Origin of the sequence: Enterobacter cloacae complex sp. ECC445 (assembly GCF_021892025.1) — a bacterium.
Taxonomy (GTDB): domain Bacteria; phylum Pseudomonadota; class Gammaproteobacteria; order Enterobacterales; family Enterobacteriaceae; genus Enterobacter; species Enterobacter chengduensis.
Map to the genome: position 1 here is coordinate 1 of NZ_JAKLRZ010000048.1, position 25,760 is coordinate 25,760.

The 25,760-nt window shown below is 46.7% G+C and carries 28 protein-coding genes and 4 pseudogenes; 6 read left to right on the forward strand and 26 right to left on the reverse strand.

Annotation, left to right across the window (positions count from 1 at the left end; genetic code table 11):
• Positions 1 to 508: 508 nt before the first annotated feature.
• From L6R44_RS24100 to L6R44_RS24120, 5 genes and pseudogenes are all read right to left on the reverse strand, one after another.
• Positions 509 to 831 (reverse strand): annotated as a pseudogene (locus L6R44_RS24100) (transposase); the annotation flags it as partial.
• A gap of 247 nt (positions 832 to 1,078) precedes the next feature.
• Positions 1,079 to 1,639: a dCTP deaminase gene (locus L6R44_RS24105; RefSeq protein WP_160511593.1), complete on the reverse strand. Its 561-nt coding sequence runs from the start codon at positions 1,637 to 1,639 to the stop codon at positions 1,079 to 1,081.
• Positions 1,626 to 2,357 (reverse strand): hypothetical protein, encoded by a 732-nt coding sequence (locus L6R44_RS24110; RefSeq protein ID WP_160511594.1) that lies wholly within the window; start codon positions 2,355 to 2,357, stop codon positions 1,626 to 1,628. Before L6R44_RS24110 ends, L6R44_RS24105 begins: the two co-directional genes overlap by 14 nt.
• Positions 2,350 to 4,134, reverse strand: coding sequence for an NUDIX hydrolase (locus L6R44_RS24115; RefSeq protein ID WP_200011370.1), 1,785 nt, complete (start codon positions 4,132 to 4,134; stop codon positions 2,350 to 2,352). The genes L6R44_RS24110 and L6R44_RS24115 overlap by 8 nt, the downstream gene beginning before the upstream one ends.
• 120 nt (positions 4,135 to 4,254) lie before the next feature.
• Positions 4,255 to 4,590: pseudogene (locus tag L6R44_RS24120) on the reverse strand (Lrp/AsnC family transcriptional regulator); the annotation flags it as partial.
• A gap of 438 nt (positions 4,591 to 5,028) precedes the next feature.
• On the opposite strand from L6R44_RS24120, the gene L6R44_RS24125 reads away from it, so the two are divergent.
• Entirely contained in the window at positions 5,029 to 5,736 is a 708-nt protein-coding gene (locus L6R44_RS24125) for a hypothetical protein (RefSeq protein ID WP_200011368.1), read from the forward strand.
• A gap of 129 nt (positions 5,737 to 5,865) precedes the next feature.
• Here L6R44_RS24125 and L6R44_RS24130 read toward each other — a convergent pair.
• Positions 5,866 to 6,123 (reverse strand): annotated as a pseudogene (locus tag L6R44_RS24130) (SgrR family transcriptional regulator); the annotation flags it as partial.
• Here L6R44_RS24130 and L6R44_RS24135 point away from each other — a divergent pair.
• Positions 6,103 to 6,324: pseudogene (locus L6R44_RS24135) on the forward strand (orotidine 5'-phosphate decarboxylase / HUMPS family protein); the annotation flags it as partial. The pseudogenes L6R44_RS24130 and L6R44_RS24135 sit on opposite strands and share 21 nt — an antisense overlap.
• Before the next feature lie 71 nt (positions 6,325 to 6,395).
• On the opposite strand, the gene L6R44_RS24140 reads toward L6R44_RS24135, so the two are convergent.
• The 5 genes from L6R44_RS24140 to srlA form a co-directional block, all read right to left on the reverse strand.
• The gene (locus tag L6R44_RS24140) at positions 6,396 to 7,598 is read right to left on the reverse strand and encodes a DUF3883 domain-containing protein (RefSeq protein WP_080791553.1); all 1,203 of its coding nucleotides are present in this window, start codon (positions 7,596 to 7,598) and stop codon (positions 6,396 to 6,398) included.
• Between the two features lie 294 nt (positions 7,599 to 7,892).
• The gene (locus L6R44_RS24145; RefSeq protein WP_237425612.1) at positions 7,893 to 8,906 is read right to left on the reverse strand and encodes a Gfo/Idh/MocA family protein; all 1,014 of its coding nucleotides are present in this window, start codon (positions 8,904 to 8,906) and stop codon (positions 7,893 to 7,895) included.
• Positions 8,907 to 8,916: 10 nt separating this feature from the next.
• Positions 8,917 to 9,897 carry a PTS glucitol/sorbitol transporter subunit IIB gene (gene srlE / locus L6R44_RS24150; protein ID WP_237425613.1) on the reverse strand — a complete coding sequence of 327 codons (981 nt, stop codon included), beginning with the start codon at positions 9,895 to 9,897 and terminating at the stop codon, positions 8,917 to 8,919.
• Entirely contained in the window at positions 9,894 to 10,268 is a 375-nt protein-coding gene (locus tag L6R44_RS24155; protein ID WP_237425614.1) for a PTS glucitol/sorbitol transporter subunit IIA, read from the reverse strand. The genes srlE and L6R44_RS24155 overlap by 4 nt, the downstream gene beginning before the upstream one ends.
• Positions 10,265 to 10,786, reverse strand: a complete 522-nt coding sequence (gene srlA / locus L6R44_RS24160; RefSeq protein ID WP_047741174.1) for a PTS glucitol/sorbitol transporter subunit IIC — start codon at positions 10,784 to 10,786, stop codon at positions 10,265 to 10,267. The genes L6R44_RS24155 and srlA overlap by 4 nt, the downstream gene beginning before the upstream one ends.
• A gap of 371 nt (positions 10,787 to 11,157) precedes the next feature.
• Between srlA and L6R44_RS24165 the strand changes: the two genes are divergently transcribed.
• Complete coding sequence (locus tag L6R44_RS24165; RefSeq protein WP_237425615.1) at positions 11,158 to 11,574, forward strand: helix-turn-helix domain-containing protein; 417 nt, start codon at positions 11,158 to 11,160, stop codon at positions 11,572 to 11,574.
• Positions 11,575 to 11,858: 284 nt separating this feature from the next.
• Here the strand turns inward: L6R44_RS24165 and L6R44_RS24170 are convergent, their stop codons facing one another.
• On the reverse strand, positions 11,859 to 13,928 hold the full coding sequence (locus L6R44_RS24170) for a DUF927 domain-containing protein (RefSeq protein ID WP_237425616.1): 2,070 nt from the start codon (positions 13,926 to 13,928) through the stop codon (positions 11,859 to 11,861).
• 35 nt (positions 13,929 to 13,963) lie between these two features.
• Positions 13,964 to 14,179: an AlpA family transcriptional regulator gene (locus tag L6R44_RS24175; protein ID WP_020801525.1), complete on the reverse strand. Its 216-nt coding sequence runs from the start codon at positions 14,177 to 14,179 to the stop codon at positions 13,964 to 13,966.
• 628 nt (positions 14,180 to 14,807) lie between these two features.
• On the opposite strand from L6R44_RS24175, the gene L6R44_RS24180 reads away from it, so the two are divergent.
• The gene (locus L6R44_RS24180) at positions 14,808 to 17,876 is read left to right on the forward strand and encodes a DEAD/DEAH box helicase (protein WP_237425617.1); all 3,069 of its coding nucleotides are present in this window, start codon (positions 14,808 to 14,810) and stop codon (positions 17,874 to 17,876) included.
• A 369-nt stretch (positions 17,877 to 18,245) separates the two neighbouring features.
• On the opposite strand, the gene L6R44_RS24185 is transcribed toward L6R44_RS24180, so the two are convergent.
• From L6R44_RS24185 to L6R44_RS24245, 13 genes are all read right to left on the reverse strand, one after another.
• A complete protein-coding gene (locus L6R44_RS24185; protein WP_237425618.1) occupies positions 18,246 to 18,890 on the reverse strand; it encodes a hypothetical protein in 645 nt (214 codons plus the stop codon).
• A gap of 1 nt (position 18,891) precedes the next feature.
• Entirely contained in the window at positions 18,892 to 20,139 is a 1,248-nt protein-coding gene (locus L6R44_RS24190) for an integrase domain-containing protein (protein WP_109213322.1), read from the reverse strand.
• Between the two features lie 325 nt (positions 20,140 to 20,464).
• Positions 20,465 to 21,637 (reverse strand): Arm DNA-binding domain-containing protein, encoded by a 1,173-nt coding sequence (locus tag L6R44_RS24195; RefSeq protein ID WP_222697763.1) that lies wholly within the window; start codon positions 21,635 to 21,637, stop codon positions 20,465 to 20,467.
• Positions 21,592 to 21,801, reverse strand: coding sequence for an excisionase (locus L6R44_RS24200; RefSeq protein WP_237425619.1), 210 nt, complete (start codon positions 21,799 to 21,801; stop codon positions 21,592 to 21,594). Before L6R44_RS24200 ends, L6R44_RS24195 begins: the two co-directional genes overlap by 46 nt.
• Positions 21,791 to 22,150, reverse strand: a complete 360-nt coding sequence (locus L6R44_RS24205) for a LexA family transcriptional regulator (RefSeq protein WP_237425620.1) — start codon at positions 22,148 to 22,150, stop codon at positions 21,791 to 21,793. Before L6R44_RS24205 ends, L6R44_RS24200 begins: the two co-directional genes overlap by 11 nt.
• Entirely contained in the window at positions 22,150 to 22,446 is a 297-nt protein-coding gene (locus L6R44_RS24210; RefSeq protein WP_237425621.1) for a hypothetical protein, read from the reverse strand. Before L6R44_RS24210 ends, L6R44_RS24205 begins: the two co-directional genes overlap by 1 nt.
• 100 nt (positions 22,447 to 22,546) lie before the next feature.
• Positions 22,547 to 22,771, reverse strand: coding sequence for a hypothetical protein (locus tag L6R44_RS24215; RefSeq protein ID WP_237425622.1), 225 nt, complete (start codon positions 22,769 to 22,771; stop codon positions 22,547 to 22,549).
• On the reverse strand, positions 22,768 to 22,989 hold the full coding sequence (locus L6R44_RS24220) for a ParE family toxin-like protein (RefSeq protein ID WP_237425623.1): 222 nt from the start codon (positions 22,987 to 22,989) through the stop codon (positions 22,768 to 22,770). The genes L6R44_RS24215 and L6R44_RS24220 overlap by 4 nt, the downstream gene beginning before the upstream one ends.
• A complete protein-coding gene (locus L6R44_RS24225; protein ID WP_237425624.1) occupies positions 22,961 to 23,173 on the reverse strand; it encodes a hypothetical protein in 213 nt (70 codons plus the stop codon). The genes L6R44_RS24220 and L6R44_RS24225 overlap by 29 nt, the downstream gene beginning before the upstream one ends.
• Entirely contained in the window at positions 23,166 to 23,531 is a 366-nt protein-coding gene (locus L6R44_RS24230) for a hypothetical protein (protein WP_237425625.1), read from the reverse strand. The genes L6R44_RS24225 and L6R44_RS24230 overlap by 8 nt, the downstream gene beginning before the upstream one ends.
• A gap of 167 nt (positions 23,532 to 23,698) precedes the next feature.
• Entirely contained in the window at positions 23,699 to 23,887 is a 189-nt protein-coding gene (locus L6R44_RS24235) for a hypothetical protein (RefSeq protein WP_237425626.1), read from the reverse strand.
• Complete coding sequence (locus L6R44_RS24240) at positions 23,880 to 24,215, reverse strand: hypothetical protein (RefSeq protein WP_237425627.1); 336 nt, start codon at positions 24,213 to 24,215, stop codon at positions 23,880 to 23,882. The genes L6R44_RS24235 and L6R44_RS24240 overlap by 8 nt, the downstream gene beginning before the upstream one ends.
• Positions 24,216 to 24,385: 170 nt before the next feature.
• Positions 24,386 to 25,054 (reverse strand): LexA family protein, encoded by a 669-nt coding sequence (locus L6R44_RS24245; protein WP_237425628.1) that lies wholly within the window; start codon positions 25,052 to 25,054, stop codon positions 24,386 to 24,388.
• Positions 25,055 to 25,152: 98 nt separating this feature from the next.
• Here L6R44_RS24245 and L6R44_RS24250 point away from each other — a divergent pair, with 98 nt between their 5' ends.
• Together L6R44_RS24250 and L6R44_RS24255 are read left to right on the forward strand one after the other, a co-directional pair.
• Positions 25,153 to 25,377 carry a helix-turn-helix transcriptional regulator gene (locus tag L6R44_RS24250; protein ID WP_032625779.1) on the forward strand — a complete coding sequence of 75 codons (225 nt, stop codon included), beginning with the start codon at positions 25,153 to 25,155 and terminating at the stop codon, positions 25,375 to 25,377.
• Positions 25,349 to 25,666: a hypothetical protein gene (locus L6R44_RS24255; RefSeq protein WP_237425629.1), complete on the forward strand. Its 318-nt coding sequence runs from the start codon at positions 25,349 to 25,351 to the stop codon at positions 25,664 to 25,666. The genes L6R44_RS24250 and L6R44_RS24255 overlap by 29 nt, the downstream gene beginning before the upstream one ends.
• Positions 25,667 to 25,760 lie beyond the last annotated feature (94 nt).

Below are 25,760 nucleotides of genomic sequence, written 5' to 3' on the forward strand. Positions count from 1 at the left end.
CCTTCCGGGTGGGGGCGGCTAATCTGTAGCGCTGGGGGATGTTTTTTTATTTCCCTGGAAGGAGCCAGGGTGTCATTGATGTTGGTCAAAGAGGAAGGAAGAACGGCGGGAATAGCGCACAAAAAAGCCCGCAGGGCTTGCGCCATGCGGGCTCTTAGGACTTCATCGGATGACTCTGGTAATCACCGATGGAGAATTTTGGGCTGGCGTCCTTGTGATTGGTGGGGGAGGTAGTTGAGTTTGTTGGGGATTTTGATTTTTTGCGGGGAAGGGAAGGCGCAAAAAGAGTGGCGATGATGTTGATATGGAAGGGTTTTTTGTATCTTTTTGATTTTTAAGTTGATTGTTGAGGGCTGGGTTTTGCGTGTTGGTTGAGGCTTTGGTGGACGTTATAGGCTTGTCGTTCGTTTCCTCAAGTGAGCGTTTCTGTCGGATAATTCACTCTCTTGAATTTTCCAGACTGTAGACCATGCTCACCTAATACACTCACAACTGAAGGCGATACAGGTATATTCATCGTAAAATGCGCGGTTAGACAGCTGGCGAGCTCACACTTATCGCTGGTTTTAAAGCTTTTTTCGATGGCGTCTTTCAGGGACCGGCATTCCAAGCTCAGGTCGGCAAACATTTGCTTCAAGCGACTATTCTCGTCTTCAAGGTCTTTTATCTTTTTGATATCAGTGGCTTCCATCCCGCCATATTTCGCCTTCCAGCTAAAGTAGCTGGCTCCAGATATAGCGCCTCACGGCGGACATCTTTTACGGTTCGCCCGCCTTCGACGGACTTCAGAACGGCGATAATCTGGTGTTCAGTGAATCGGACCTTACGCATAGCGATCTCCTCAGGGGACATTATCAGTATGTTGGAAGATCTCTAAAGGTGAATGGTTCGTTTTGCAGGAATACTTACATGAGTATCTATGTATTGTGCGGGAAACGTCTAGTTTGAGTTAAGGAATTGTGAGGCGGGAAATGTCATTTAGGAATTTGGCTAGGGACAATAATATAATTATTTGAACTAAAAATAAGTAAGGCTGGTTATTGATTATTCTGAACAGCCCTACTTATGACTTCAAAAACTATCTGGCAGGCTTCAAGGCGAAATTAGCAGGCATTGCTTCCTTCTTCTCTGAATATATCCCATTATAAGTCTTAGTAGCTGGTGTGACATGATCATGAAATCTTAAATGACAAAATTTGACACCCGGATATATTTTTATTGAGTTGCAAGAGCTATTAATTATTTCAAAAGTAATTGATGATGGTTCATTTTCACCAAAAGATGCCGCAACATGACATGAGCTAAAATTAACTCCAAGACCTATACGAGCATAGCAAGATAATTGGTACAGTTCGGCACAAACTGTATGATCCAATGAAATCATTTCGACTGATGATGCTAATATAAACTCCCCGGGGTGAATTATTAACCCATTATCGTTCAAGTCAATCTCATCAAAAAATACTGAAGTATCTGTGTGTTTAGTATCTATGAATGACTCAGCTTTTTTCATCCGGAAGACTTTTTTATCAATTCTAAGCAGATAACTAGATGGCCTCATGCATTCATCAGAATGGTTAGCAATAAATATAGAACCAGAGTTTATCTTTGTAATAATATCAACATTAGAATAGATCATATTTAAGCTCCGTGTAGTTATCTTTACTTCCAAACCCATAATGCTGTTTATTGTATGAGAAATCAGACAATAGTTCAGGAGAAATAATTAATGACTTCAACATCTCTCTTCCTAAAATGTCTAAAGCTTCAGAGTCCAATAAATAGTTCCCTGAAACACTTACAGACTTCTTCCTAAGATTTTCAATGCTCCATTCGGTTATTTTTGTAGGGGCGTCAAACCCCACATGATATGTGGGTGCACCTTCCTTTATGAAGAGAATGAGATCGGCATCGACTATTGGCGCTACGCTGGCGGCAAGGCTATCAGTGGAGAGAATGTTAGGATTTGGTCTAATGAAATAGCATGAATGCTCATCTTTATTAAAATCCATTAAGTTTTCCAAATCGACCTCTGATGGACAAACGTTCACCTCATTTTCAACTAAATTATTGATAATAATTTTATGTAGAGTACTTACAATATCACAACCGATAGCAGACGTAATCTTGTTATTCTTGTTGAGAACTTTAGATAAGTTGGTATACATGAATGCACCAACACCACCTGAAACTATATAAAATGTGCATTCCGGATTGGATTTTAAAACATTAGAAATCCCTAAATAAAAATCAGGCTCTATATGAAAGTTTCTATAACCCCACCAAGACACATCTTGCGCTTGATGCTTATCTCTTATCCGCCCACCACCTGGTAGCCTTAGGATGATTTTATTCATAGATATACCCCAATCGTTTAAATATCAAATAAGCACCTTCAGTCAAATTATCTTTCACGTTCTCAATTTCACTTAAAGAAATCCATTCAAGAGATTCTATTTCTGTTCTGTCAAATTTAATATTTTCAATATCAATAGACTCGCTTGATAAATAAATATACCAGTCATGTAGCGCCAAACCATGTCTACACCGATCTTCTACGCCACATTCTTTTTTTAGATATTCATAATTACAAAAATCTATACCTAACTCTTCCTTAACTTCCCTTACAATAGCAATATTAGGACTTTCACCATTTTCAAGGTGGCCAGCTACAATACTAAATTTTTTATTATACGCTGAATCAGACTTTTTTATTAGTAGAATCTTATCTTCATTAATGAATATTGCAGCAACTGTAATGTGATACTGATTCTTGTATTCATTAGAACCTATATATATTCCTGCGGTATTGCTACTATCATAGTGAGCTGAAAAAGATTCAACGCAATCTTTTACTGTTTTATTTAAGGGGATTTTAGAGCAATCTCTAGAATAACAAATAGATTCAATAATTAAATCTATCCATTTGGATGACTGAGCGTCACCAATGCTAGTCGTTAATCTATTCTTGTTGGCTAGTAATTCTTCAGGTAGAACCTTTTGTTCCAACAACCAAAGACTTAATTCAGAGAGGGCTTTATTTTTAAAATAAACAAGTTCACTTTCATCAAAACTAAGTCTTTGTACTTTTTCATTTAATGATGTGTAAGCATCGATTGATTGCATTACCTTATCGAATAATGACGATGATGTAACCTCAACGCCAAACCTATATAGATTATTTGCATAGGTTAAATTTCCAGGCTGAATTTGCATGAATTTTTTGTTTTTAAGGGTTTTTATCTTTACGCCAGGATAAAAATCCCTGAAAATATTAACATTTACTTCAATTCCCTCAGACTTCGATAATTCAACGAGACTACTGATCGAACTAATTATTTTCATGACACGCCTAATGACATCTAATTTCTCGTCGACCTCTCCATTAGAGTTGAGAATAAATTGACCTACAGGCGTGGCAAAGAAAGGATTTCTGTACTCCGTGAACATATTCGAAATTGCTGTATCCGTTTTAACAAAAGGGCTACATATAAAAAATGAAATCTTTTTAATGTTTTTATTATTATTCTTCAGTAAATTAATTATGTCAAAGGACACTTGGGATGTTGTACTAAAAACAATCATTTCATCGTTTTCAGTAGTCTGTAGTGCTCTATAAAAATTTTCGTCAGAGTGTTTTTTAAGATCATCTGCAACTTGATAAGTTGCATCATCAATCTTTGATAAGTCATCATTAACGTTATAATTCAAATTACTTAATGAACTAGACAATAGAGCAGACCTATACAAATCATATTGCGCTGCTTTATATGATATATTTCTAAAATCAGAGACGGTCAGATTTGATTGTATTGTGAATGGATTTTTGTCACCTTGCATAGCTAAAAGTAATGCAGCGCACTCAATAGGTGACGATATCTCGATGAAATGTCTAGTTAAACCTACTTTTTTGAAATGTTTTTTAGCTGCAGTATTCAATTGAGTAGATAAATATTTAAAGTCTTTCTTCTCGTTATAAGCTTTAAAAGAAGCAATAATCTTTCTGTTAAAACTAGCGCGAGAAGCAAAATAAACCAGATAATCCAGATTATTAGGAAATGCCCAAAGATAAGCCATTGCCGCAATAGTCACTCCCACTATTGCATTTACAAAATCGCCTTTGCTTAGTTTCATGAATAGGAACAAGATCACAAGGATGAATATTACAATTTGTATAATAAGTCTATTTCTGTTGCTCAACACGCTATATTCCTTCATGAGAGAATTATAATAATCAATTTTTCATAATAAAGACTAAATCGCAACTAACTTTATCTCCTTCAACACCAATATACTATGCATTTCTTTAATCCTAGGCAATCTGAGAATCATCGACATCGTGAAATCCACATACGCCCCCATATCTGCGGCAACCACTTGTAATAAGAAACCCGCATTGCCACCGATGCTGTAACGGGAAACCACATTATCTAGCGCCATGACTTCTTGTTCGAATTTGCGCGCTTCGGCTTCGTTCTGGCTATCAATGGTGACGCGCAAAAATACCATTACATTAAGGCCAATCTTTTTTCGATTAATCACGGCGCGACTACCTTGGATCACATCGTCCTCTTCCAGTTTGCGGACTTTACCTGGCCTTTCTGGGGTTCAAACTGTGGCGATCCCCTCCCATAACTGACGGGGATAAACAGTCGTTGGTTGCTGTAAACCTGCCGCAGATGTTCCGGCAGAGCTTTTTGTCAGCAGCATCGAATCCGAAAGCACTGCTTTTTTCACCACCATTATCCCCCAGTTTGTTACGCCCGATCGCAGTCTTGTGACTCAGTTTGCTGTGATTACTATGACTTAAGCTTTTACCGAGTTTTGTGCTGAATACTGCTGCGCTGCCGCTGTCAGCCGTATTCGCCCATGGCTGGTGCGCGCAGGAAGATGTTATAACCGTACCTGCTGAGGCGTCTTTATGGCGGTAGAAGCAGCAATGCAGATCCGGGGGTAACATGATACTGCTGTTTTCAAACTGGTGGTGACCCCAGCGTTCATGCTGCTTTCTACTCTTGCTGGCAGAAAATGGGGCGAGTCGGTGGGGGGGGCGTTGGCCTGCCCCTGACATCCGGGCCTGTCTCCTTTTTTCTGGCGCTGGAGTATGGCAATGATTTTGCGGCCAGCGCGACCGCCGGTTCACTGGTCGCGACGATTTCTCAGGCCAGCTTTGCTGTCGTTTACTATCGGCTTGCACGTTATGGCTGGTTGACTGCGTTACTCGCTGCGACAGCCGTATTTACCGTTGTGGCAGTGTCGCTGCAGTTAAGCGGAATAAGACAGGCGGAACGGTTTCTCCTGGCGCTGCCGGTAATGGCAGTATCGTTAAAGTTGATGCCCCGGCCAGCCGTGGGTAAATCATCCCTGACCTCTCCGCGTTGGGATATACTGCTGAGAATGATGCCTATAGCCCTGTTGGTCACGGGCGTGACCGTCGCTGCTCCGTGGCTTGGCGCAGGAGCCAGCGGCGTCATTGCTTCATTTCCTTTTATGGCTGCGATTCTGGCCGTGTTCTCGCACGCAATGACCGGTTACGGTGCTGCGCAACGGGTTATGCGTGGGCTGGTCGGTGGTCTACTGAGGTTCGTTGTTTTCTTCTGGATCCTGAGCGTCATGCTTAACACCTTCAGTCTGACGTTAACCTATTCATCTACAATGATTGCGGCTCTGGGCATTCAGTTTATGCTTCTTCAACGGCTACGCCGTCAGGAAAACAAAGCTCAGGTTTCTCATTAAGGCGTCCGTCTTATTGTTGTTAACCGTCTGGAGGGAGAGCACGCATGTAGTGCGGTCATCCTCTATAGCTTCCCTCCCTTACCCTTAAAGGCCTTTAAAGGCCCTTTAGCGAGCTTTTGCGGGCGTGCATTATTCGAGCCAAAGTTGGCTAAAATCCGGCCATCCTAGCGTATTTAAATCCCGCAAGGTAAATGACTTCTCAGTCGCAAATTCCATCCAGTGATGCAGCAAAGGAATGACATATCGCTGGTGGGTCATCTCATGGAAAAAGGCGGCAATGGTGGCGAACGCCTTTTCATCGTCACTGTTCAGAATAGTCGGTAGCAGGGCGTTCAGGTTTCGTCGCTGGGCTTCAGGCAAGCGCGTAAACAGCGCGGTGGACGCCAGCCGATTGATGTTTTGATAACGATGCTGAAGGCGCGCCGGAAGGCCCGGATCGCCGTGGCAGGCGGCATCAGCAGCCAGACGGTGAAGGACTATGCGCTGTTAGGCCCGGATGTGGTGATTGTGGGGTCGGCGATCACGCATTCGGCGGATCCGGCAGGTGAAGCGAGGATGATTTCGCAGGTGTTGTTGCAGCAGCACTGAGATGAAGGCGCAGGTGACTCTGCGCCTGATTTCACACTTTTAAAGTTATGAGCCGGAGGTTGTCGAAACTATTAAGCAGGTTCTTCCAGATCGAACCTAACAACGTAAGCACAAGGGGACATTTCACTCTTAGTGTAAAGATCTTGAGCATGTTTTACATATAGATTGCATGGCTCTCCATCTTTCCCATACTGTACAAGATAAAAATAATAGTTTTTACGGTGGTTACTTAAATTAGAAACGGTGAGTTCATTTCCTGAGAGGAAAAAACGGAATGCTCCCTCTTTTCCATCTCGGCCAATTGATTTAACTTCGATGTATCGCTCATCACCTGGGGCATTAAAAGAAAGAAAGTCGTAACCATAAGTTGGACGATTACGGCGATCATCTATTTCCTCAGCTAGTTTTGAATAGCCGAGACCGATTAGGCGGTTTTTTTCCCAGTTTAATGCATATTCTTCGCTTTTTTTGCCTATTAAATCACGATTGTCCGTTATTTCTTCGAAATTGACTTCGGGATGGTTTCTTTTTTGTGGTTTTTTAACTATCACAGCAGGAGTGCTGCTAAGATCCTTACGTATGAACTGGGCATAAAGGAAGGACATATATTTTGGATTGCTCCAGTTTCGGGTGATTTTATGCTCTAGTTTTTTCTTGAATAACAAATGTTGATATTTACTAATAAACTGTTGCTCTTTTATACCCATTTCCATAGCAATTTCTTTAAGATGATCTTTGCTGCAAATGTTTATAAAGTGTTCTGGAAAGTAAAGGCTCAATATTTTAGCCTTAAACATCTGGGATAGGGGGTTCTCGTCAATCGCTCTAAAATCTAATTCTTTCCCTGACTGTATTAGGTCTAGTAAAGCGTCTTTAACATTAGCGAAAACTTCTTTATTAGTACTATCATCATCGCCAAATTTCTGAGTAAAACGATAGCGGACGGTTGGATCTGATTTTGATTTTCCATAATAAATACCAAATTTGAGAGCCGTCGCACCTTGCATATTTGCCCATGTTCTGGTTTTTACTTCAACACAAGCACAAAATGAGGCCGTGCCTTTGCCGATGACATAGTCATCAAGCGTCATTTTTTTTAGGCGATTAAGGGGGTAAAGTTGCAGAAATTGGCCGCGTGCACTTAAGGCATTATCTTCTTTGGCTGTATCGTAATCTTTTTCAAAAAGACGAAGAATATCATTAAAATTTGTAGGGAGGGACATAATAGCTCTTCTTAAAATGGTTTTTAAAGGGACATTATGAAACTCCAGCATTATAATTTGCTTGGGACTTTTTTGAAATACTTGTTGACTATTATTGGCGCAATAAACATAGATGAGAGGTTTAGCATGATACTATTGGCAGGAAGGTGAAAAAGGTCATAGCCATAAAATACCTCTATTCACCTTAATGGCTAAAAAACATACAATCGTGTGTGGGGTTTTGTTGCGGCAGGATGGAAAACATTAATATATCTGCGGGCCAAAGCCTGACGAGTGAATATACCAGTGAGTAGAATTAGCAAAATCATATGGAACTGGCACAGGGAGCTACCCTGCGCCGTTTGTTTAAACATCTTCAGGTTTCCCGCTCTCCAGACTGCGGTGCACCGCCTCGCAAATCCGGCTGACCGCCAGCCCGTCCTCTGCCGTCACCGGGTACGGCGAACGGTTCCTGACCGCGCGAACAAAGTCGTTTATCGGGTCGATACCAAAACCGCTGGCGACGCCGTTGCGGTAGTTGATGAAATAGCTGTTGGGCGTGAGCGTCATGGCCGGCGTGGTGATTTCCAGCCCGCGATGCTGCGAGGTGCTGCGGATATACGTTGCCTCGCAGAGAATATCGATGCGCCCGTCGTTGTCCTTCGGAAAACCCTCCGGCAGCACCCATGAGTTTTCCACCACCCACGAACTGCCGTCGTCCATTGTCAGCAGGCTCTGCACGCTGTCGAAGGTGTCGAGGCCGCATTCAACCATCAGCCGCTTCTGCCCGACGGCGTACACCGACCCCACTTCCTGTCCGGAAAGGTGGCGCACCAGGTCAAAGCAGTGGGAGCCGAGAAACCACACCGGGGAGCTTGCGCCCGCCCAGTCCAGCCACTCTGTCGGCACGCTGATGACATCGTCCATGCTGATATGCCCGCGCAGGATGCGCCCGGCTTCCGGCTTCTCCAGTTCAGCTTTGATGCGCATCACCGCCGGGTCCCAGCGCTTGTGGAAATCGACGCCGACCAGCAGGTCCCGCTGCCGCGCCGTCTCCACGATAAGCTCGCACTCGCGTACCGAGGTGGCGAGCGGTTTTTCCGCCAGCACATGCTTGCCGTGGCGCAGGGCGGTGAGGATGGATTCAGTGTGGTACGGGTCCGGCGTCGCTACGGAGACCACATCGATAGCTTCCTCTTCCAGCAGTGTTTCCAGCCGGGTGTAACCCATCACGCCACAGGTCATGGCGAGGTCGTCGCAGCGCTCTGTATCGGTGTCGCAGATGCCGACCAGCACCGTGTCCGGATTATGGCGGTACGCGTTCATATGGTGTCTGCCGTAGATACCTGCGCCGACCACGGCGGCTCTGATTTTGTTCATCGTTGAGTCCTCAGAATAAGCCCAGGGAAAACAGCCAGCCGATGATGACGGCCAGCGGTCCGGTCAGTTGTCTCGACAGCAGAAAGGCGGGTACACCTTTTGCGATGGTCTCCGGCTTTGCCTCCTGCATGGAAAGACCCACCGGCACGAAGTCGCAGCCGACCTGCACATTTATCGCAAACAGCGCGGGCAGGGCGAAGGCCGGAGATATCGCGCCTGCGCCAATCTGTGTGCCTATCATCACGCCGATGACCTGTGAGATGGCCGCGCCTGGCCCGAGCACCGGGGAGAGGAACGGAATACCGCAGATGAGCGACAGCAGCACCAGCCCCCACAGCGAGTTCGCCAGCGGCGTCAGGGCATGGGCAATCAGGCTGCCGAGCGCGGTTTCCTGCACCAGCGCAATCAGCAGCGAGACAAAGGCCATAAATGGGATGACGTTGCGCAGCGACACGTCCACCGCCTCACGGCTGGCGGCGAACAGCAGGGCGATAACGTGTCCAACGCCAGTGCCGGTCTGCTCGACCATGCGCACCAGTTTTTCCGCGCCACGGGGAGGCGGTGGCGTGGTGATAACCCGTGGCGCAGCGACAGGCACGGATTCCGGTTCACCGTCCGGCGCTTCGGCAGTATCCACCAGAACCAGTTGCTCCATCGTTACGCCGGAGACGTAGTTATCCTCGGTAATAAACTGCGCCAGCGGCCCGGCGCGCCAGGTGGGGAGCACGTTGATGGTCGGGATGCCCTTCTGCGGATACAGGCCGCAGCGCAGGGACCCGGCGCAGTTAATTACCACGCACAGGAGTTGGTCATCCGGGGGAATATCGGCAAAACCGTTGACCACCTCCGCCTGCGTCAGGGCGCCGATTTCAATAGCGACGGGATGGATTTCCCGCCCGGTCAGAGACAGCACCTTTTTGCCGCTGCCAACGGGCAGCCACAGCCCTTTACCGTAGCCGCCGGGGCCGGGCGGAATGAGCACCGTGTTCATGGACGTCCCTCCTCAATCACCAGATTGCCGTGCAGGTCATGGAGTTTCGGCACCGGGCCGGAGAGATGAACCGCGCCGACATGGCAGGGATTCAGGTCGCCGTTAAACACCAGCGTCAGGTGGCCGAGTTCAAACAGCGCCTGTTGTGCCCCCTTGCCGACGGCAGTAATCAGATAATCATGCCCCGCCAGCATCAGCCGGTCGCCGGGCAGTATCATCAGGCTCTCTTCCCGGAACGACGGCTCCAGCGACAGGGAGTAATCGAGGCAGTCTTTCGGCCCGTTGCTGTCGAAGGTGAGGAGCATTTTGTCGGTGAGACCGTCGGCGACAAACAGGCCGATGGCGACAATACGCGCGCAGTAAATCATCATGGCGCATTCCCCCGCTTGCTGAGCCGCAGAAACAGGTACTCGGTGATAATTCCGCGGATAAGACCAATCAGCATGGCAGCCGCGATATAGCGCAGCGCCAGCGATGTGACGGGCAGGCCGAGCGCCTTTACCCCGGCTGCCACGCCGAGCCAGACGAACAGCTCCGACGGCACCACATGGGGAAACAGGCTGGTGAGCGGATGGGCTGTAGTGCCGAGGGCATCCTCATAGCCGGGCTTGCTCTTCTCGGGTAAGAGCTTACCGAGCGTCAGCGCGCCGGGGCTGCTCATAAAGAACCAGCCGAGCACCGGCAGCACGCCGTAGGTGAGGATACGCGAGCGGCCGAGCAGGGCGGCAACTTTCTCCATTCTGACGGTGCCGACCAGCTTCATCAGGAAGTTGATGGCCAGCAGCAGGCAGATAAGCATCGGGATTAGCCCGGTCATCATGTCGAGGAAGATTTTGCCTGCGGCCTGGAATACATGAATAAACGCCTCAGCGAGGCTGACTGTCCACATAAGGAGTCCTCCGGGTAAAAGGCCCGGAGCGCACAGACTTATCGGACAGAGGTTAAAGCATGACAGGCGTAAGCGTCTGGGGCTCCGGTAATGGCGATAAACAGCTATGGCTCATACTGCTTTCTTTGTTATCCCCGCTTATGGCGTGTTTTTGTGAACTGAGCGGTTTTCAGGACGAGCGGATGCGTGGCAATTCAGCCCTGAGTATGCGATGCTCAGCAGTTGGGTTTGCAGAGGGTGATAGTCTGCAATTTGTACAGATAGATTATCGCCAATTTTCGCGAAAGTAAAGGTTGTGAATCGCGAAAATTAGCGAATGTGATTTTGGCTATCTACTGCAAAATCATGCTGTTATTGATCAGGGATTTGTAATGACCGATAAAAAAGACGAATTTTGTGATCAAAATAACGAATTCAATTTTGGTGAACGCATTGCTCTGGCGATGGCGAAATCTCAGGATACGATTAGTTCTCTCGTCGAGAAAACGGGGATTCCTGATTCAACCCTGAGGGGTTATATCAACAAGAAATCAGAGCCAACAGGCTGGAGTCAACTCCGTAAAATCATTAAAGAAACAGGTGTGAGTGCTTCTTGGTTTTTTGGCGAAGGGGTGGAACTGGAAAGCGAGCCTCATGTGAGTAGTGTTGAAAAAGATCTCGAACTACTGAATAGCCTCTTTAAATATATGACGCCAGCGCAACGGAGAAGGGTATTAAAACGAGTTCTGGCGAGTGTGGCGCATCAGATCGACCAGGATGCTGGCGACGACACTATTACTGAAAAATAGAATAAATACTCACTATCAGGCTGTATCCCTCAAGGCTTTTGCCCTTTAAGGGCAGGCCCGTTCCCCTTATTCTCCCTTCCCTTAAGCCTTTTCCTTTCTAGTCCCTTTTCGCCATTTTCAGTTCTTCTGTTTTTGAGGTGGTACAGGTGGGACAAGTGGTACAACCGCGCCAGCCGTGGCTTTGCGCTGTACCACCTCAAAAATGCCAGTCTGAAAAGTGGGACAGATTCAGCAATGGCTGTCCCACCCTGTACCACCTTTTTTTAAGATACGCGAGACTGCACTCAGATACTGAGGATGCGGGAGGTGAGCCGGTAGACCCTGGCTTTGCCGATCTCCGGCAGGCGAACCTGCGACTGGTATTTCCCGTCACTGCCGGGCAGCAGGCATTCCGCTTCAAGACATAACCTCGCCGCCCTGGCGGGACTGAATCCCCGGCACATTTCCCGCCAGCCCTCAGGCAGGATGTGAAACAACGTATATTCCTCGCCCGTCAGCAGATCTTTTTCCACCCGGCGAAAGCCCACCATATTCAGCGGGCGGTCCGGGCCATCCCACGAGGCAAAACGGCTGTACTGGTGCGCGGTGATGAACCGTTTGATCTGCGCCAGCACGCCTTCATCCTCCTGGTTGGCAATATGGCCGCGCTCGTTCAGCCAGGCGTGCAGGCAGATCTGCACCGCCTCATACGCCGTGCCTTCCTGCCAGCCCGTGATTCCCTGCAACGTTGCCATCTCTCCGGCCACCGCCAGCAGGGCAAAGCGGGCCACGATGCGCTGTACCTGGTTTCCGGCATTCTCCGGCATCAGGGCCGTCTGGTAGTGGCGAAGTAATTCTCTTGCCAAGGTGGCGCTGGCGTCCTGGTCGCGGGTGAGGAAGGCCAGCCAGGCACGAAAAGCGGTGCCGTGGAAGCGGGCCACCCGGTCGCAGAGGGTATCGGCGAACTGCTGGCCGCTGGCAAAACCGTGTAGCTGCTCAAACGCGCCATACTGCCCGGTGTCGCTGGGGATTTGTACCATGCGCACGTCCATCCCTGCGTAGAGGCGCTCCCCGGCGCGTTCGGTGTGTTCCGCCAGCGACAGCTCCCCGGTGGAGAAAAGCAGCAGCGTCCAGTGCCTGCGGTTACGTACCTCGCCGTCGGTGCGGGCGCGCCCCTTGCCCTGGCCGTTCGCCAGCATATAGGCAATCATCCCGGCTTCCCGTGGGTCCACTTCGCGCAGTTCATCGAGCGGCAGCAGGGCATCGTTGTGGCGGCTGGCAATTCCCTCCAGCGCATTGCCGGTGGCCCGCCAGGAGTGCCAGTAATCCGTCCCGCCACAGACGGAAGCGGCCACCTTCATTACTGTGGTTTTGCCGTCGGTGGACTCACCGCGCAGGTGAAAGCCTCCGCCGCCCGTTCCGGTCAGGCGCAGCAGCGGGGCGGCCAGCGCACAGCAGACGGCAAAGACAAGCCGTGAGTTGCCTGCACAGAGTGCGGCGACCTGCTCCTGCCACTCCGCCAGAGTACCGCCCTGCGCAAAGCCGCCAGTCAGGTAGTGGCTGCCCTGAAGGATGACATTGTCGCCACCCGGACCAATAACCTCATCCGGCAGCACGTACACGCCGTTGTGCCAGCCGGTTTTCTCCACGCAGGCGACCCGGCGTCCGGGGAGTGACCGCGAGATGTATTCGCACAGCAGGCTGCGCAGGGCGGGGCGGGTGGAGATGTAGGTCAGGCCGTTTTCCAGCAGGATGCGCCGCAGCTCCTCACCGTTGCCGCTGAGCATCGCCATCGGCATGGCCCAGCGCCGCAACTGCCCGGTGGTGGTGTGCCATTCCAGCAGGCGGCCATAGCTGCCGTCATGGCTGTCGCAGGTGATGGCGGTGACGCGCAGAGGGGAACAGATGCGCTGGGGCTGGACGTCGCTTTCGCCGTCGCGCCGTTCGGTGAGCTTATCAAACCACAGCGCCTCTTCATCAAGGCGGAAGTGATCCGGCAGAATGTCGGAAGGCCTTTCCTGTCGCAGACGTTCAAGCTGACCGCTCCAGTCCTCCAGTAACTCACCGTCAGGGCTCATCAGCCGGGCCATCTTCGCATCCGCATGTGCCAGTTTTACGGCGATTTTCAGCAGCTCTTCTTCGCGGATATCGCCGGTGCGAAGTACCCGGACGTAGAGCGTATCGGGTCTGATAATGGTCAGGTTGTCCAGATCGGCCAGTTCATCCGGGCCGAGTACCACCGGGGGAACATCATCTTCCCGGTCAGGATCTTTTCGCCACACGCGTGAGGTCTTCCATGCCAGACTTCCGGCGAGGATCACCACTTCGATCGTGCGGTCCGGAGACTGCCTGTTGAGAAAGGGGGCGCGTTTCATGATGGGGTATCGGTCGGCTCATCCCTGAGCGTGGATTAACGGATGGCGGTGCGGCGCTGTTGCCACTGACGAATTTCAGCGGCATCGAAGACCACCAGTCGGGAAGAGAGGTGGACGGGGCGGGGAAAGTCGGTGTCTTTAATCAGGCGGTAAACCGACGATTCGCTCATCGCCAGAAACTGGACCACCTGCCGCATACGCACGTTACCGCTTTCGGGAAAAGCATCGTTGCTGTCAGCACGGGTTTTCATGATTGCACCTCACGGGAACAGAGTGTCGAGGCGGTTATAGCGCGGAACGGGGAGGGGAGGTATAGGTCCGGGTGAAAAAGTTAAGTCCGGATAGAAAATAGAGAGTCCGAGAAGAAAAATCTCTGCTATCAGAACTAGTAGAGATTTAATTAATCTCTTGAAATTAAATGGATTTATTATATATGTTTTTTGTCGGGAGTATGTATGTTCAGGTTAACGGATGGCAACGCACGACTACAAATACTTATAGTTGTTCACACTATTCTATCCCCTGGGCAGCAAATGGCGAGCACCTGATACTTTATATTTGACTCTCCCTTGTTGCTTTTCTGAAGAGGAACGATATTTTCGCTCCAGATGACGTAAGGTATGTGCCTCGAGGCAGGGGCTAATGCTAAGGCTTCACGCTAAGACACCCATAGCATAGAGATAGCTATGTGAATTCGGCTAACAATGACAGTTTAGAGAAGTGCTAGAATATTGTTTTGGCAAGAATACTTAGAAAATGTTATAAAATTTAGCATAAAAAATTTATAACAAAAACGTGATCTAAGTCAAAAATATTGTGCTGCTTTATTAAGAAAGATGTAACGGACTCACACATATCTAAAAGCTGTGGAGATAGTAAATGGGCGTAGAAGTTCCAGATTCAATAGTCTCTATGTTACGAGATTGTCAAAATGATAGTATTAAGACTATATCAAATTATTTAGACGAATCATCAAAAGGCGCTTGCCTTATTAGTTTACCTACTGGTTCAGGTAAGAGTGGTGTTATATGCTGTGTGGCTCATTATAGTAAAATTGATAAAATCCTGGTCGTAAGTCATAGACGTGCTGTATGTAATCAATTATACAGACAACTAAAGGGAGGTTTTTTTGAGAAAATCTTGCAAGATGAATATAAACCATCATTAGTAAAAAAGAATGTTATTAATGGTATCTCGTTAGATGTTCTTGATGGTGTCTATTGTACTACATTCCAAAAGCTTACAGGTTTATCGGAAGAGGATGTAAATCAACTTAAAAATTCTTTTCAATTAATACTTATAGATGAAGGTCATGCTGAACCATCACCGCAATGGGGTTCTGTTATTAGAAAGTTTGAATCAAAGAAAATAATCATAACAGCAACTCCTTATAGAAACGATCTTTTCAGTTTTGACATAGATGTGAAACATACCTTTATATATACATATAAGAAGGCTATAAATGATAAGGTTATAGTTAAACCAACATTTGAGGAGATTACTTCTGAGCAATTGATACATAAAATATTAGACTTTAGGGCAAAATATCCAGATATTGTTTGTATTGTAAAGTGCCGAAACTTCGATGATATTTGTAAATATTATTCCCTTCTTAAGGACACATTTAAAACACTTGCAATCCACGACCGTTTTAAAGATGAACCTCTAGATGATAACTTGAACTATGTCCCAGCTAAAATTGACGAACTTGAGTATGAAGTTTACATCCATCAACGTGAACTTGACGAGGGAATAGATCTCCCGCAGGCGAAGATACTAATTCTTACTTATTCGGTCGGTAGTGGTAAGGAGCTAGTTCAAACAATTGGTCGGGTCGTGAGAGTATTTCGTGATTATAATCCAATTGTATTTGAGTTAGGAAATAGTAAAAATATAAGACTCTGGGATAACTATATTGAGTTTGATGACTATATATCAGATAAATCTTCAGCTGAAAAATTCTTAAATACACTAAATACAGCTTCTTTGCTAGAAAGTTATTTGGATGCTTTCCCTGAACATAGTTATTTTGAATCTTCGTATAAAAAGAAATTCAATTTCTCGGAGTTCGAACCTGCAAGATCCCTAGTTATACCTTTAGCATCGGTGTGCTTTATAAATAAACTTCCAAATTTTGATTTGGCAGACTTTATAGATAAAATTTATTGGGAATTTACTAGAGAGGGAGCTTTGTCGAAATATGATAAAGAGACTGGAGTGATAACTTCTGTTTGTTTTAATAATTCTAAATTTTTAATTGATAGATTGTTCTTTGAACCTTCCTTAGAAATTGTTATAGTAAAAGATCTTGGGAATTTAGTTGCTATATTTGATAGTAGTGGTCGTCGATTTAATCATAGGACTGACCTCAATTTAGGTAGAGCGGTCAATTCCGATATTCTTTATAAGGTATTTGCTCAAACGGAAAAATCCAGAACAACACAGGCAACATCTCGTGCATTATTGGGAAGTTCATTAAAAGCTGAAGGGATCGCCTACATTGGTGAGAACCTAGAGAGTACAAATCATCCACAATCAAATTCAAGTTATGCTGTGACTACAGCAAAGGGTTCTAATTTAAATATAGATGATAAAATTGCATCCTCATATTATTTAGGAATCGGTTCTGGTAGGATTAGTGATCAAAAATTTCGAAATTTTGACTACGATAGTTTTTGTGCATGGATTGATGAGATTAAATTTACATTCGATAGCAATAATAAACTGAGAAGTAATTTTTTGAGTTCTTTCTCTCAACCTATTGACGGAGCTCCGGAGGAGGAACCTATATCCTGTGTAATTGACTTTAGTGGTATACATGGTGTCATTGAGTTGGAGCATTCTAATTGTAGGGTTTTGGTTCAGAATACGTTTTTATTTAAAATGTATAATAGAGGCGTTTCTTTTTTTAGATTTGAAGATATCAACATGAGGATTCTTAAACAAATATCCTCGCCATTTATATTTAGATTGTCTGATTATAAACAGTATGTTTCATCATGTTTAAACAATAAAATAGTTTTAAATTTTAAAGATGATGAATTTAAAGTTAATGTCAATGGGGTTAATATATACTTAAATGGAACCATTATATCACCTGAAAATGTTTTTAACGCCAATACAGTTAAATTGTTATTTAACAAAGGTGTGACTTTTTTGAATGGGATGTTTTATAAGTTTCAACTACCTTCTGAAAGCGGAGAGATAAGTCAAGCCATGCTTGATAAGATTTACCCATTAAAATGTCTTTCTAAAGATACATTAAATGAAAAGGATATTCCGAATTTAACAAAAACTGCATTTGGGGTAAATTCAATATTTAGTCTGATTGATAATCTATCAAATGTGAAAAATCATAATCCGACGATCTCTCAACTTGGGGAGTTTTATGAACATATCCCTGACGTCGATATGATCTTATGTACAGACATGGATACTGAACCTGCAGATTTTGTAATTTCTTCGAAAAGTAAATTAGTATATGTTCATGTAAAATGCGGTAAAACCATAAATCCAGAATCCTCTGCTGGGGCTATAACAGAAGTTGGAAGTCAAGCATTAAAGAATATACATTTCTTGATCTCTCAAAATTCATCCCTTGAGTTTGCAAATCTTTCAAGATTGAAAAAAAGTTGGCCAAGTGATAGCGGAAATGACAATGGTATAAAACTTAATAGCCGCATTCGGTTATACAATAAAACATTTGATATTAATCATTCATTAGAAGATGTTCTTGACTTAATTAAACATCGCCGCTCCATGATATCTGTTAGAAAAGAAATATGGATTGTTATCGGTAATGCTTTTTCGAAAAAACATTTCGAAAGCCAATTTTCTGGGCTAGGGAAAATATCCCCTGAATCATTGCAAGCATATCAACTTATAGATACATGGCTTTTGCAGGCATCAAGTTATGATGTCGATGTTAAATTTTTTGTTTCGGATTAAATGAAAATCTAGTAGGATATTAAAATTAACCCACTTAAAGTTATACCAAGTGGGTTAATTTGATATAATATGATGGTGTTTAAAGTGAATTATTATAGTTTGTTATTTAAGCAGAATATACGGTTGATATTAACTGCCCAAGATTAGTTATTAGCGTTGTATGTTAAATGGATTTTTAAGTTTATGCGTCTATGAGTTAATGCTGATTGGGGAATTTTTGAGTTGACAGTATTCTTGTGTTGATTTTAATGAATTTATCCAAGTATCACTCGGTATATCATAATACTCATACCAAACAGATAATAAATATTGATAATTTAAATAGTTAATTACGCTACCTATTTTAACTCTTATACAAATAATGGCCAACTACGTTTCCTTCTCCCTTCCCATCTTCAACATCTCATAAAAGGTTCCTCGTCCAAGCCCATCCGACGGCACTTCCCGCTCCTGTGCCAGCGTTTTCAGCTTACTAAGTATCCGATCCGAAGCCGGTTTATCAGATGTACCATAACGCCCGTCAGTCTCCTCAACCAGAAGCTGAACAAGCAGCCAGCAGAGTCGGGCAGTATTCTCCCGAGCCTTGTCGCGTTTATGCATTCCCCGCAGAGAAGGTTGTGCTGAAGCCGTGAGATCCGGCAACGCATCGTCACCAAGCGTCTTCAGCCACTTACGGCCACGACTGTTACGCGACAGTTTCATCACCGCCTTCAGGCTGCGGGCCTTAATTTCTGGCGGCGTCAGCTCATCATCAATAAGTCGCCAGGCCAAGGCAAACATCTCATCGGCATAGAACATGCGTTTGTTCGCCGGGGCGCTGACCATGCCCGTTGCTTTGATGGTACGGCTGATGGCGTCGTGCAGGATACGGTAATTTTCCTGATGTTCTTCCGGCAGGGCGTTTGCAGGTTGGGAAGCATCGAGGCCGAGAAGCAGAAGGGCGAGATGCCGCGCTTCCAGCAGCGGCATATCACATTCCCGTTCAAACAGATTCTGACGAATGGGACTGGTCACATTATTCTCCTTCCACGATCCGCAGCGGTTCTTCTTCACCGAGCAATGCCTGCCGTCTGGCAGCATCAACGTAGTTTCCCCACCACTGCATCAGTGGCCGCCTTTGTTCCAGGTAATCGCTGCGGTTGTAGGCCGCTTCGATTTCGTCTTCTTTCTGGTGCGCCAGTGCAGATTCCAGTACTTCACGGGGAAAATGGCCTGCTCCCGCCGTTCTGGCGATGCTGCGCATGCCGTGAGCGACCAGCTCACCGCCGAACCCCATACGGATAAGCGCGGCGTTAGCGGTCTGCTGATGCATATGTTCCAGTGGTTTGCGGATGCTGGGGAAGACCCACGGGCGATGGCGACTGACGGGCTCCATAACCTGAAGAACGCGCAGTGCCTGTTTGCTGAGCGGCACCGTGTGCGAACGGTTCATCTTCATAAAGGTGTCGGGGATGCGCCATTCCGCTTTTTTCATATCGATGTCGCACCAGCGGGCGCTGACGGCTTCGCCGGGGCGAACCCAGGTCAGTAGCTCCCATTCGATAAGGCAGCGGGTTTCCTTGCGGATAGATGCGTTCTGTAGCGCCAGCATTAGTCTGCCCAGTTCACTGGGGTGAAGGGCGGGCATGTTCTGCTTTTTCGGTTTCTTGAAGCGGGCGACCAGGTTGTCAGCCGGATTGAACTCGATGAGCTCTTCAGAGATGGCGAAGCGGAAGATTTCATTGAGCCGTGATATAACCCGGCGCAGCGTTTCGAGGATGCCTTGTTCTTCCAGCGGTGTGAGGTGTTCCTTAAGCATCTTCGGGCGGATCTCAGTGACGGGCGTATTACCCAGAGAAGGGAATACGTGCATCTCCAGCGAGCGCCAGACATCTTTGGCGTGGTCTTCGCTAAGATCGCTGGTCCTTTTCTTCTCTTTGAGCCACTGTTCCGCAACTTTTTCCAGCGTGCATTCATTCTGGAGTCGTTGTTCCTCTGCAACCTGCTCCAGATGGGCCTGCGGGTCGATGCCCTGCACAAGTAAACGCCGGTATTGCAACCTGAAATCTCGCGCCATGGCGAGGGTGACAACCGGGTAGGGGCCAATGCTGATTTTGGTCCGTTTTTTCAGCGCCGGGGGAGTGTATTCGAAGTACCAGATCTTTCTGCCGGATGGCTTAATCAACAACGCCAGTCCGTCGCCATCGCGCAGCATATACTCGGTCTTCTGCGGCTTGGCGGCAGCGATCTCGGTATTGGTTAGGGATTTCAATACCTTAGGCATGTTTTTGCACCTTGTTTTTTTAGCGTTCTGGCAACGCGGTGCAAAACAAGATACATAATGCTCAAGATTCATACAGAGATCATGACCACACATGCAACAAAAAAGCCTGCAACTCGTTGAAGTTACAGGCTTTTTTAAGGTTCATGATGCATCATGAATGAATGTTTGGTGGAGCTGGCGGGAGTTGAACTCGCGTCCGAGATATATCTAACAATATGATTTTTATACACTTCATCACTTTGATGTGTATCACGTGCATTTTACGTGCATATTGAGGTCTGTCTAACGTCCTGATTCCGTCCAACATTTTGAAATATTTCCCCCGCTACAGCGCGGCTGAAATCGCGGTTTTACCGTCATATTCAGCCAGGTATTTACCGTAGTTGCGGAATATCATTTCCGGCCCTTTGTGACCCATCTGTCCGGCAAGCCAGAAGAGGTTGACGCCCTGGCTAATATGCTTGGTGGCGAATGTGTGCCGCGTCTGGTACGGGTTACGGTAGCGCACGCCTGCTTTTTTCAGGGTCGGCACCCATGCTTTTTTACGGATAGCGTCGGCGTTCGCCCAGGGTTCTCCCGTTTTTGGATCGCTGAATATGAACTCACTTTTCATAAAGGTGTATTGCTTCTGCGCCTGAAGGGCCGCCAGCGCCTCACTGTTCAGCTCCACCTTACGGGTACCGGCTTTTGTCTTGGTGCCTTTAAGTACCCCTACGACACTGGCCGCCTGAACGTGGGCTGTGTTCGCGATGGTGTCGAGATCAGGCCAGCGCAGCGCGCATAGTTCGGAGCTGCGCAGACCGGTATTGAAAGCAAAGCGGAACAGGTTTTCCCATTCCGGGTACCTGCAGTTCTGGTAAATGGCGAGGGTCTCCGCTGGCGTGAACGGATCAACCTCGTAATCATCGGCGCTCGGACTGCTGTCGATCACGTGGTACCGGCTGGCGCTGACGAGGGTTACCGGGTTAATGGTCAGCAGGCCATCCGTAACAGCTTCATCGATGGCGCTGCGCAGAAACGAAAGGTTATTCCTGGTCGTTTTCAGCTTTGTTTTCCGGCTGGCTATCCAGTTTTTAAGGACCGCTGGCGTCAGTTCTGACACGTGGAGTTTATGCAGAGCTGACAGCGCCGACAGACATTTTTCATAACCGTTGATAGTCGACGGGGACAGGTTGCGGTTCTGGCAGATTTTCAGGTACTCGTCCAGGTAAGACTTTATGTTTTTGGTTTTCTTCACTACCCCGAACAGCTCCAGCTTTTTGGAGTTGGGGAAATATTTCGCATATTCAAAGGTGCCACTGACGATCTGGTTTTGTATCTCCCCGAGCAGGCGCTCGGCGTACTTCACACCGCGCGCGTTTGCTTCCATTTTGGAGAGGGGTTCCCGGCACAGAACCCCTTTGTATGTGAAAGTGATCACCAGGGTATCGCCAGTTTTATGCTGGCGAATTGTTACTCCTCTTGGGAGAGATAATGATCCTTGTTCTTTCTTGCCCACTTTGATACCTCCGTTAAGTCTATCCAGCGTTCTTTAACGCCATCGACTTTTAATACATGTACTCCCTCTTTCCATAACCCCCTTTGTATCCGTTTGTTAACGGCTTCTACCGTTTCCCCTGCGTCCCGGCAGTAGGTTGATAGCGGTACACAATCAAGCCCCACGTTTCACCTCCACAACTTTAAAACCCGCCCGCTCTATCGCTTTACACACATCTCTTTCATATCTTCTGTGCTGGAAAACTCCTTCGAACCAGTATTCTGCATCGCTCGTTAATGGCACTTCGATCACATTGCTGGTGGTCAAGGCAATACCGCGAGCAGCGCCAGGGTGAATGGTTAAATATCCTTTATGCTGAAGCGCGCGAAGATGCCCGACCGCTGCATTGGGTGACCGGAACCCCATTCCTGTAGCAATTTCTTTAGTGCTCGGCGCGATGCCGTGATCTGCAATGTACTGGCGCACAAACGCCAGCACCTGCCCTTGTCGCTCAGTCGGTACTTTGCCGGCCATTATTCACCCCCAAATGCCTGAGCATTTTCCAGTTCATTGGCTGCATAAATCAGGGCATTGTGATGAGCACGAAAACCACTATCAAGTTCGCGAGCAGCTCTGTCGCGCAAGATGTCGATCGCTGGCTGATAGTCGTTCTGGCAATCGGCGGCCTTTTCCGCCGAACTGGCTGGCAGCTCCCCCAGTACCATCAACATGTTTTCTGGGTCGATGGGAATAGTGGCGAGCCCCAGCTGCTTGGCCTCTGTTGCTAAACGGCTCCAGCGTTCAATGATTTCAGTGGTACCTTTTTTCATGGAAGACCTCAGAAACCCATCAAAAATTTATACTCAATCAGCGCGCCGAACACGACGGCCACCAATAGCAGGCCAAACAGCATAGACAGGAGGAAAGATTTCATCGTGTCGCCTCCCGAACAACTGCTCTGTAAGCACGCAACGTGTCGCGATATTTTCCGGACAAAATGGTCCTCATGAAGAACATCCCACTTCGGGTTGCAATGATGCCTGGCGTATGGATCAGCGTGGCATCTACTACCCGGTTATGTTTACGAAACTCAAACACGGTGCTGGTGATAATGATGTTCGCTACGGGTCCATAGTCTTGGTATAGGATTTTCATTTTCTGTCCTTCAGTTTGCTGTATCGTTCGTGGCTCATTACTTCCCAGTTCTTGCCGCCATCACGGGACAGAAGACGCCAGCGCCGATTAACCCTCAGGCTCAAGTTTCCGGAGCCGTGCATACGGCAGGGATGAATCCTCCTGGCTCTGAATTGGCGGAGTACATGGACCGCCTGAAGATGCACCCACTCAGGAATTCGTATTGCTGTCAGGGCCATTGTCCTTATCTCCTGTTGGTGAGGTGATCGTGTAGCCAGCCTGAGCAGCCATCCATAAAAAAGTCTCAAGCGACGCGGTAACTTCGCCGTTCTGAACCGGGCGCGCGTGGATAACTTTCCCGTTCTCGATCGTCAGCACGATGTTGATTGGTTCGTGCGTGATAATTGGTGTTTGGTCAGTCATGGCTTGTCTCCGCTGTTACTGGTTTTTGTTTCTTGGCAAACTCGACCAACTCAGCAATAAGATCGTCGATTAATACCTTTCCGCTTTCCGTCAGGAACTCACCGCTGCCATTCACATCTACAGCGCTGCTGTAAATTCCTCGTATGGCTTTTACGCCTTCGACATTCCCGTACTCACTCAGGGCCAGCTTTTCTAATCGTCTCAACAAACCATCAAGCAGTATTTCTGTTAATTCGACAGTGTTTATTCCCCCCTCAGGCATATTAATAATGATGCAGGTGCTTCCGGTTTTACGCTGGTGGCGTAATAACGCAGCTTTGATAATTCGACGGCGATATGTATTAATTAAATTATCCATAATTATTTCCCATACGCTTTTTTTAAATAGAGCATCGCAATCGTCCAGTAACCAATTGAACTGAATAATTGGGCCGTTTTAAATGCTGATTGGTTAATCATGTCTCACCTTAATTTGATTGCAGAAATCCCCAGGATTACTCCTGTAATTAAAAATCAAATAAATTGTTAAGCTTTGTTTTTAGACTCTTCTTCAATAAGATAAGACGCTACTGACCCAGTTAGGTTAGCCAAAAGTGATGCAACGGCTTCTACATCAGAATCGGTCAGTTTATGAGGGTAGCTTTCAAGCATTCTTGCTACAATTTCAGCCTGATATGCTTTTTCCGCTGCTTTATGCAATGTAATATCAGACATTCTCAGCATCCTTGTAACCAGAAGAATATGTAGCGGAAACAGCGATTTTATTCGTGGCAATTGCAAGTTCTGCTAAATCAGCAATTACACCAGATAATATCATGATTTTATTTTTATCGATTTTCTTTTCCTCCGTCTCGCTCATTATGCTGATACCTAAATGATTGATAGCTTCAAGCAAAGAAATTGTTTTCGTATCGCAATCTGTTGCTATTTGGTCAAAATCAATATGGCTACATTTTTCCCTATCACCTGAGAAGCGGTAATCATAAATATCTACAAGCTGGAAAAATTTCTTAGTGGTCGGGTTTGTCGGGTTGGTTTTCATTTCATGGCTCCATTTTGTTGCCGATGAAGTAACAATACATAACGTATTAAATCACGTCAATACAAAACGGATTATTCTGATGTATTAATTTGTATGCTGTTGTTTGTAATTGGTTTTTTGTTTGTTTTTGTAGCGAGGGGTATAAAAAAGCCGCTTTCGCGGCTTATGGTTTAAGGCAGGTTGGTTATTTTTGCGTCTACTACGACGCCGATAATACGGCAATTACCGTTTATGGGAATGATAGGATATTGAGGGTTCAACGGCTTGAGGAATCGTTGGCCAGCATCGATAACCAGTTTTTTGAAAGTAGCCTCGTTATCTCCATCAAGCTTAGCGACAACTAACTTTCCGTTGATGGGTTCAACCTGAGGATCGACCAGTATAACCATGCCTTCCGGAATACTAAGTCCAGCTGGCGAGGTCATGGAATCCCCTCTGACATCTAACCAAAATGAATCCTCTGAACATTCCACGGTTGTATCAAACCAGCGGTCGATCGCGCGCCTATGATACGGCTCAACAGCTTCCATCCAATCCCCTGCGCTGACCCAACTGATTACGGGGTAGCTTCCTTTCGATTCATTAATTCCGTGAAATGACACATTGTGATCCGCTCTTGCGTCGCTTACTGCACCGTCAGCGTCAACCACAAAACCTGGCATTTGTAGAATTTTAAAAATTTTTGCTATGACCTCCAGGTTAGGTTCACGTCTTCCGTTCAGCCAATGGCCTAGCCCACCCTGTGTCATACCGAGTGCCTCAGCTAGCTGCTCTTGAGTCATTCCGACTTCTTTCATCCTGGATTTAGCCAGGTCCTGCCATCTCTGTTTCATAGACATGATTATTACAATCCGTATTTTTTGAGCAACTTCCATTTTGTATTATTGTTTTAAGTGTGTATAGTACGTTATGTATTATTTAGATGGGAACTATCCGAATGAGCGGTATCAAGAGCCTAAGGCTGAAAGCAAAAGTAACCCAGGGTGAGCTGGCTGCGTTGATCGCTAGCTCTCAAGGGGCTGTGAGCCACTACGAAACTGGTCGTCGAATCCCAGACATTGAAGTGGGGAAACGAATTGTGAGCGCTTTTAAGCAGCTGGGATATGAAACCAGTCTGGATGAGGTTTTTTCCGATGAACATACCGGAGAGCAACTTCGATAACTCAATGCTTCCTGAAACCCACTCACAAGCGGATGCCGAGTGGATTAAGCAGCAGTTATTTAGCCTGACACCCACTGCACGACAAAAAGCTAACCAGCGTTATGCAGTTGTGTATCAGGAGACGTTCGAAGCTGAACCCGTTTCATACCGCAAGGAGAACCGGGCAAGGCATGAAGCAAACACAAGGCTTCGCCTGTTTGTGAGAAATCAGGGCAGAGCCTTACAGGGGTATACCGCCGAACCTCCCCTGGCTGGATCGCAATCGCGCTCCTCATTGTTTCGGGTTTAAAGGTACCCGGACAGTAACAGGCTTAAAGGTGCCTTTTCAGGTTGGCAACCAACTGACCCAATTCCTCATATGTACCTGTCTCTTATACACATCT